At 28.4% G+C, this 8,456-nt stretch carries 5 protein-coding genes and 2 tRNA genes; all 7 read left to right on the top strand.

Features of this window, described 5'->3' with window-relative positions; genetic code table 11:
• Nucleotides 1–408 precede the first annotated feature (408 nt).
• Nucleotides 409–1,941 (top strand): cobyric acid synthase CobQ, encoded by a 1,533-nt coding sequence (gene cobQ, locus MBFIL_RS00795; RefSeq protein ID WP_066970515.1) that lies wholly within the window; start codon nucleotides 409–411, stop codon nucleotides 1,939–1,941.
• A 294-nt stretch (nucleotides 1,942–2,235) separates the two neighbouring features.
• A tRNA-Gly gene (locus MBFIL_RS00790) sits at nucleotides 2,236–2,309 on the top strand.
• Nucleotides 2,310–2,311: 2 nt separating this feature from the next.
• Nucleotides 2,312–2,385: transfer RNA gene (locus MBFIL_RS00785), tRNA-Gly, on the top strand.
• A gap of 551 nt (nucleotides 2,386–2,936) precedes the next feature.
• On the top strand, nucleotides 2,937–3,977 hold the full coding sequence (locus MBFIL_RS00780) for a hydroxymethylglutaryl-CoA synthase (protein WP_066970513.1): 1,041 nt from the start codon (nucleotides 2,937–2,939) through the stop codon (nucleotides 3,975–3,977).
• A gap of 101 nt (nucleotides 3,978–4,078) precedes the next feature.
• Nucleotides 4,079–5,230: a thiolase domain-containing protein gene (locus MBFIL_RS00775; RefSeq protein WP_066970512.1), complete on the top strand. Its 1,152-nt coding sequence runs from the start codon at nucleotides 4,079–4,081 to the stop codon at nucleotides 5,228–5,230.
• A gap of 908 nt (nucleotides 5,231–6,138) precedes the next feature.
• Nucleotides 6,139–6,456, top strand: coding sequence for a hypothetical protein (locus MBFIL_RS00770; protein WP_066970510.1), 318 nt, complete (start codon nucleotides 6,139–6,141; stop codon nucleotides 6,454–6,456).
• A 347-nt stretch (nucleotides 6,457–6,803) separates the two neighbouring features.
• Nucleotides 6,804–8,198, top strand: coding sequence for an MATE family efflux transporter (locus tag MBFIL_RS00765; protein ID WP_066970507.1), 1,395 nt, complete (start codon nucleotides 6,804–6,806; stop codon nucleotides 8,196–8,198).
• Nucleotides 8,199–8,456: the final 258 nt, after the last annotated feature.

Here is an 8,456-nt window from a genome sequence, read left to right as displayed (position 1 = left end):
CCTCAATAAAAAAACAAATATGATTATCTGGAATAAAGTCCCTCAAATTCAAAGGAAGTAAAAACACCTGACCAATACTATCTTCATGCAAAACCATAAACACCAACTCAACAAAAACTAAAAAACATTAATAATATATTACACCCCATAATATTTAAAACTAAGCATAACTAAAAAGAATCAAAAAATAATTATTGCACAGCCAAATTATTTAAATATTATACTAAACAATACTAAATACACTAATCAAATATGATTGATTATATTTATAATGAAATTTAGTATTATGATTGCAATGAAGAGTTATTATTATTAATTATTATTTAATTATTAGTATTGTTAAATTATTATTTAATTATCAGTATTGTTAAATTCTAAATTCAAATAGAAAATTTAGGAAGAGTTTAAATGGTTAAATGCATAATGGTTCAAGGAACTTCCTCAAATGCAGGAAAAAGTGTGCTTGTAGCTGCACTTTGTAGAATATATTCAAGAAAAGGATTGAAAGTGACTCCTTTTAAATCACAGAATATGTCTTTAAATTCATATACTACCAAAGAAAATGGAGAAATAGCTATTGCGCAAGTATTGCAAGCAGAAGCTTGTGATGTCGAACCAAGCATACATATGAACCCAGTTCTCCTTAAACCTAAAGGAAATTTCAAATCACAAGTAATAATTCAAGGAAAAGTCATTGGAGATATGAATTTTTATGACTACCAACACAAATTTAGAGATACTGCTTTAAAAGCTATAAATGAATCATTAGCTGTTTTAAAAGAAGAGTATGATCTCATAATCATTGAAGGTGCTGGTTCTCCTGCTGAAATAAATATGCGAAAAGAAGATATTGCAAATATGGAAATAGCACATCTTGCTGATGCAGAAGTGTTGCTTGTAGCAGATATTGATAGAGGAGGAGTATTTGCATCAATAGCTGGAACATTTATGCTTTTAGACGAATATGATAGAAAAAGATTAAAAGCAGTCATAATAAACAAATTTAGTGGAAATTTAGATATCCTAATGCCAGGAATTGATAAAATAGAAAAAATTATTAATTCTCCTGTCCTTGGAGTACTTCCATACGATCATGACTTACATCTTCCTGAAGAGGATTCAGCATCTTTAAAAACACATAAGTTTGATAATAAAAAAGATATTATTATTGGAGTCTTAAAACTTCCAAAAATAGCTAATTTTACAGATATAGATCCCTTTGAATTTGAAGAAGATGTTGGACTTAAAATGATTAATTTATTTGATGATTTTCATAAAATAACAAAAAATATTGATGGTTTAATCATTCCTGGAACAAGAAATAGTGTAGATGACCTCATACAAATTAAACAACATAATATAGCTGAAAAAATAAGAGAATTATCAGATAGAATTCCGATTATAGGCATATGCGGAGGATATCAGATATTAGGAGAAAAAATAATTGATGAAAATAAAAAAGAATCAGAACATGGTACTGTTGAAGGTTTAGGTCTTTTAAAAGTAGAAACCAACTTCAATCAAAATGAAAAAATAGTTGAACAAAGTGAAGGAGTGATTACAAATTCTATTAAAGAATTAGAAGGAGAAATTGTTAGAGGTTATGAAATACATGAAGGTACAACTAAACTAAAAGGATCAAAACCATTATTAAAAATAAACAAAGGTTTTGGAAACACAAATGATCGTGAATATGATGGGGCTTGTGAAAACAATGTAATTGGAACATATTTCCATGGAATTTTCCATAATTATAATTTCAGACAAAAATTCTTAAATGATATAAGAAAAAAGAAAGGACTAAACCTCAAATATGAAAAAGATCCTTATGAAACTAAAAAAGCTTATTCATTAGACAAATTAGCAAAATTAGTGCAAGATAATTTAGATATGGAATTTATTGATGAATTAATTAGAAATAAACATGATAAAGATAATTGATTATTGGAAATTACTATAAAAATATTGATAATTATATAAAAAATATTATATCCACATTTATAAGATTAATAATTATATAAATTACTTATATTAATATAGCAATCCTACATAAAGATGAAATATTTTTGAAATAAATAAATTAAACCTTAACACATTAATCATTTATGATAAAATTTAAGATATATTTAAACAACTGATTATTTTTTTTAAATAGTAATAGAAAATTACATTAGGAAAGAGCAAAGTTTATATATGATGAAGTATAATGATTGATATGTGCTTATAGTTATACAAGCGGTGTTAGTCCAGCCTGGTTAAGACTCTAGCCTGCCACGTTAGAGACCCGGGTTCAAATCCCGGACGCCGCATCGCGGCTGTAGTATAGTCTGGTTAGTACTTGGGCCTTCCAAGCCTACAGCCCGGGTTCAAATCCCGGCAGCCGCACTGCTTTTTGTTTAAAAATAATTAATATTCTTATTTTAAATGATTTTTACTAATTTTAATGAATTTATTTTAATTTATACAATACTTTATAGCTTTCTAGATTTTCATCTACTTAATTCAAAAATTACTCAATATAACCTGTATAATTAATTGCAATTTATATTAGAATAGCTATTTTTATCTATTTTTACGAATATGTGAATATTTGATAGCTATACTACACAACAATAATACTTAATTAAATAATAAATAATATATATTAATAAAATATAAAATACAAATCAAACTTAATATAACTTATTGAAATATAAAATTCATAATTAGATTAATAATTAATTCATAATAGATTTAATAATTATTTATCTAGTGATTTTGAAATTTGAGAAAATCTTATATTTCTATTGTTTAAATAACAGTTGATTTTAAACGGAATAAAAAAAAATTCAAAATCCTATTTAAAGATTGTTAGTTTTAAGTGTATATGATAAGATTTTGCAAAATTCTTTTTTGCGAAATCAGTGTCTTAAATTAAATTTAAAGGTAGTGATTACATGACAGGAATAGTAGGATATGGTGCATATATACCTTCATACAGGATAAAAGTAGAAGAAATTGCTAAAGTATGGGGTGATGACCCTAATGCAATATCAAAAGGACTTATAGTAAATGAAAAATCTGTTCCTGGATCTGATGAAGATACTGCGACAATATCTGTTGAATCTGCAAGATATGCTTTAAAAAGAAGTCAAATAGACCCTCAAAAGATTGGTGCTGTTTATGTGGGATCAGAATCCCATCCTTATGCAGTTAAACCAACTGCCACAATAGTTGCTGAAGCTATTCAAGCAACACCTCAAATGACTGCAGCAGATTTAGAATTTGCATGTAAAGCAGGTACTGCAAGTATGCAAATAGTTCTAAGTATGGTTGAATCAAAAATGATTGAATATGGTCTAGCTATTGGTGCAGACACATCTCAAGGAGCTCCTGGAGATGCACTAGAATACACTGCATCAGCTGGTGGAGGAGCATATATAATTGGATCAAAAGATACACTTGCAGATATCAATTATACATGTAGTTTCACAACAGATACACCAGATTTCTACAGAAGAGAAGGGATGCCCTACCCAAGTCATGGTGGAAGATTCACTGGAGAACCAGCATTTTTTAAACATGTTCAAGGAGCAGCAAATTTATTATTTGAAAAAACAGGAACTACTGCATCTGATTATGATTATGGAGTATTCCATCAGCCTAATGGAAAATTTTACTTAAAAGTAGGTAAAAAGCTAGGTTTCACAAATGAACAAATACAAGATGGACTTTTAACACCTTATATCGGGAATACTTACTCTGGAGCAACTCCTCTTGGACTTGCATCAGTGTTAGACAAAGCCCAAGCAGGAGATAAAATATTAGCAGTTTCCTATGGTTCAGGTTCTGGAAGTGATGCATTTAGTATAAGTGTAACTGATAATATTGATAAAAAGAGAGATTTAGCTCCTAAAGTTCAAGACATTATTAAAAATAAGACTTATGTAGATTATGCAATTTATGCAAAATACAAAGGAAAAATAAAAATGAGCTAAATCTTAAGTAAAAATTAAGTAAAATAGCTAAATATAATAATATTGATTAATTATAACTGTATAATTTAAAAATAAGTGAAAATTAAAGGAAGGAATGAATTATGAGAGATGTCGCAATTATAGGAGCTTCACAAACAAAATTTGGAGAATTATGGGAAGCCTCATTTAGACAATTAATAGTTGAAGCAGGAGCAGGGGCTATTGAGGATGCTAATTTAGAAGGAAACGAATTAGATGCAATGTACGTTGGAAACATGACTGCAGGTCTTTTTATCCAACAAGAACATATTGCCTCACTTATAGCTGACCACACAGGATTAAACCCTATTCCAAGTACTAGAGTTGAAGCAGCTTGTGCATCTGGAGGGCTTGCTCTCAGACAGGCTATTTTAGGTGTAGCTTCAGGATATCAAGATATTACAATAGCTGCAGGAGTAGAAAAAATGACTGATGTGGTTGATGCGACCCCTGCAATAGCTACAGCTTCAGATCAAGAATGGGAAGCTAAAATAGGAGCAACATTCCCCTCCCTCTATGCAATGATAGCTAGAAGACATATGTACGAATACGGGACAACAAGAGAACAACTAGCAATGTTTTCAGTTATAAATCACGAAAATGCATCAAGAAACCCAAAAACACAATACCCATTTAAAATTACTGTCGATCAAGTTTTAAACTCATCTAAAGTAGCAGACCCCCTTCGACTTCTCGATTGCTCCCCAATTACTGACGGTGCAGCAGCTATTGTTGTATGTCCTGCAGATATGGCTAAAAAATACACTGACACTCCAATTTATGTAAAAGCATCAGCTCAAGCTTCTGGAACCATAGCATTACAAGATAGAAGAGATTTAACCACAATTGATGCTACAAAGATTGCGGCTAAAAAAGCTTATGAAATGGCAAATATAACAACCAAAGATATTGACACTGTAGAAGTTCATGATTGTTTCTCAATTAATGGAATCGTAGCTATTGAAGATTTAGGCTTTGTAGAAAAAGGTGAAGGTGGAAAGGCTGTTGAAGAGGGAATCACAAGAATTGATGGAGATATTCCAGTGAATCCTTCAGGAGGACTAAAAGCAAGAGGACATCCACTTGGAGCAACAGGAATAGCTCAAGCTGCAGAAATAGTATGGCAACTCCGAGGAGAAGCAGGTTCCAGACAAGTAGAAGGTGCAGAAATCGGAATGACTCACAACATTGGAGGAACTGGAGGAACAGCAGCAATCCATATATTATCAAGATAAAATTAAGCACTTTAGATCAAGTCTATTTGGATTTAATATAGTACATTGCTCAAAAAATGTGACATATAATCATTTTAATTTTCATGAAAAATATGATGGAAAATACTTTAGATTGGATTTAAAGGTTTTTCAGATGATATTTCTGAACATTTAAATTTGCTACATATGTTACAAAGCTTTTGGAATATACTATAAACTATTTTTAATACATCCATTATTTAATTTTACTATTTTTTAACTTTTTAATGCTTTTATTAATATTTTTAATGTTTTTGTTAATATTTTTAATACTTTTATTAATATTTCCATTGATTTATTATTTTATTTTTATTATTGGAAGTCATCTTCCATCTGATGAATTTTATATATAATCATTATTTTTACAATGTTAAGATCACATTTCCACTATTAAAATTTTATTATTTTCGAATTAACTTGTAATAATATTATAAATGATTTTATTATTGAATATATTAATTCAATTACTGAAAAAATAGATTAAATATAAACAATTTAAGAAAATACTTTAATAAATATAAATAAAACTTCAATTAATAAATATAAAATGTAGTTTTATCTTTAAGATTCAGCAAAAGAATTTAAAAATTAATATATAAAATTAAGAATCATAATTCTAAAAATTAATATCTGGTTTTAAGATTCAACTAAGGATTGGAGGCGTTTGAATTAAATCAAAAGAAATTCTTTTAATATTATCAATTGTTATAGTAGTAGTAACTATTTCAGGTTGTATCATTTCTTCTCCTGAAAATATCAAAACTGTTCATTTTGAAAACTCGAAAGTAGGTTTTGATCATGAAGAAACATGGAAAGTAGTAGAAAACATTACGAATAAGTCAGCTAATACAACATCCGCATTATTATCTAAAGACAGTACTCATGTGTTTATGGTAGGTACCGAACTTTCCCCAATAACTAATCTAAGTAGTGACACTGCTAAAATCATGACTGAATCAATGGGAATTGTTGATGATGTGAAAGAAATTAAATTAAGCAATAAAACTGCATATAGGGCAAATTTCACAGTACAAGCAAATAAAACTGTTGAAGGTAGCAACCAAACTGAAATGAAAGAAGCTAAAGGAACAATGATTATTGCTAAAAAAGGTTATCAATTATACACTATTGTTTTTATGACAAATGGAGATCTATCAGAAATAGAAAATGAAATAAATGTTGTAATAAATAGTTTTATTATAAAATAGCTAATTTTAATCTTTGAAATAATATTTTTATTTTTTTTATTTAATTAATTTTTCATATTAATAAAAGCATAATTAATGCTTAAAATGCTTTATTTATGGAAATAGCTTTTGTTCAAACTTTTTTTAAAAGTTTGAAATGTTTGTTTCATATTAATAAAAGCATTCCTTATACTTAAAATGGTTTAATTTTGGAAATAGCTTTTGATCAAACTTTTTTTAAAAGTTTGTTTCATAGCCATAGCTATTTAATTTTTGTAATTATCCTAATTTTCATGCACAATTTATTTATTTACAATTAATACAATTAATAATTAGTTTTTTATAGTAATAATTTCAAACATTAACCTATGACAAGTAATAATGAAACAAAAGGAGTCAATATACTTCTTGGAGATCCTAAAAAAGCTGTTTTGAAGCTTTCGATCCCAATGATAATAGCTATGACTATCAACTCATTATATGCGCTTATTGATGGAATATGGGTTGCTGGTATTGGAGATAGTGCTCTTGCAGCTATTGGTTTTGTTAATCCTGTTTATTTAATAGTTATGGGTTTTTCAAATGGTATTGGTGCTGGAGCTACAGCTGTAATCTCTAGATACATTGGAGCGAAGAATAAAAATAAAGCAGATAATGGTGCTTTGCATGTAATGGTTTTAACTGTAATTTTAAGCATATTATTCACATTTACTTTTGTTGTATTACTTAAGCCTATTTTAGAACTTATTGGTGCAGGATCAACCATAGACTTAAGTTTAGAATATGGTCAAACACTATTTTTAGGCTCAATATTCATTGTCTTCTCATCCACTGCCTACGGAATTTTGAGAGCAGAAGGAAATGTTAGTAAAACAACTTATGCCATGTTACTTGGAGCCATAATAAATATAATATTAGATCCTATTTTTATTTACACTTTAAAGATGGGTGTAAGTGGTGCAGCAATAGCTACAATCATATCTCTTGCAGCCGTGTCATTACTATTATTATATTGGTTTAAACGAGACACATACATTGATTTATCCTCTAAAAAATTTAAACCAGACCTTAAATTAACAAAACAAATATTAAATGTAGGAGTACCTGCAGGTATGGAATTTTTGATAATAGCTATTTTATCTGGAACACTAAATGCTATTTTAATGATTACTAATGGTGTGGACGCTGTAGCAGTTTATACTGCAGGTTGGAGAGTAGTTATGATAGCTATGGTTCCAGCAATATCTATTGGAGTATCTTCAGTTGCAGTTGTAGGTGCAAACTTTGGGGCAGAAAGATTCAAAAATATGAAGATAGTTTATAATTACTCTATTAAATTGGGATTTATAATAATTGCATTAATAAGTATAGCTATTTTTATCCTTGCACCATATATCAGCTATATATTCACATATTCCCCACAAACAGCAGGGCTTGGAAAGTTAATCACTGACTTTTTAAGAGTAACTTGCTTGTTTTATATATTCTTACCAATAGGTATAACTTCTTCATCACTTTTCCAAGGAGTAGGTAAAGGTTTTAATGCATTAGCTGTTACAGCCATAAGATTGTTGATTCTTGAGGTTATTTTTGCATATGTTTTAGCTATTCCTCTTGGTTTTGGACAATATGGAGTTTGGTTTGGAATAGTTCTTGGAAATGGAGTAGGATCACTGATTGCATATATATGGTCAAAAACATATTTAAGAAAAATAGAAAGACATGATGAAATATTGAATATAAATAAAAGTAAAAATAGGTGAGAACTTTAAAAAGTATTTTAGTGATAAGTTAATGAAAAATAACTGTATTTACTCTCAATATTGATTTATCATAAATATTAATTACAACATGCTTAGCTATTTCTCTAATATAAAATTCTTTTTCCTTATTTAAAGGCTGTGCAACAATTCAAAAATCTAAGTTTTTAAATTTTGTTAATTAACTTAAAATTACATTTATAGAATTATAATAAATAATATTATAAAAATAAACATGAATATTTAATAAAATTCTATTTT

The sequence above is a fragment of the Methanobrevibacter filiformis genome (assembly GCF_001639265.1).
In the GTDB taxonomy this organism is placed as follows: Archaea; Methanobacteriota; Methanobacteria; order Methanobacteriales; family Methanobacteriaceae; genus Methanacia; species Methanacia filiformis.
This window is presented reverse-complemented; position numbering and strand designations above follow the sequence as displayed.

What these genes read in the sequence shown, in the direction of transcription:
- cobQ (WP_066970515.1), top strand. Translation starts at nt 409, where the DNA reads ATGGTTAAATGCATAATGGTTCAAGGAACTTCCTCAAATGCAGGAAAA.
- MBFIL_RS00780 (WP_066970513.1), top strand. Translation starts at nt 2,937, where the DNA reads ATGACAGGAATAGTAGGATATGGTGCATATATACCTTCATACAGGATA.
- MBFIL_RS00775 (WP_066970512.1), top strand. Translation starts at nt 4,079, where the DNA reads ATGAGAGATGTCGCAATTATAGGAGCTTCACAAACAAAATTTGGAGAA.
- MBFIL_RS00770 (WP_066970510.1), top strand. Translation starts at nt 6,139, where the DNA reads ATGGTAGGTACCGAACTTTCCCCAATAACTAATCTAAGTAGTGACACT.
- MBFIL_RS00765 (WP_066970507.1), top strand. Translation starts at nt 6,804, where the DNA reads ATGACAAGTAATAATGAAACAAAAGGAGTCAATATACTTCTTGGAGAT.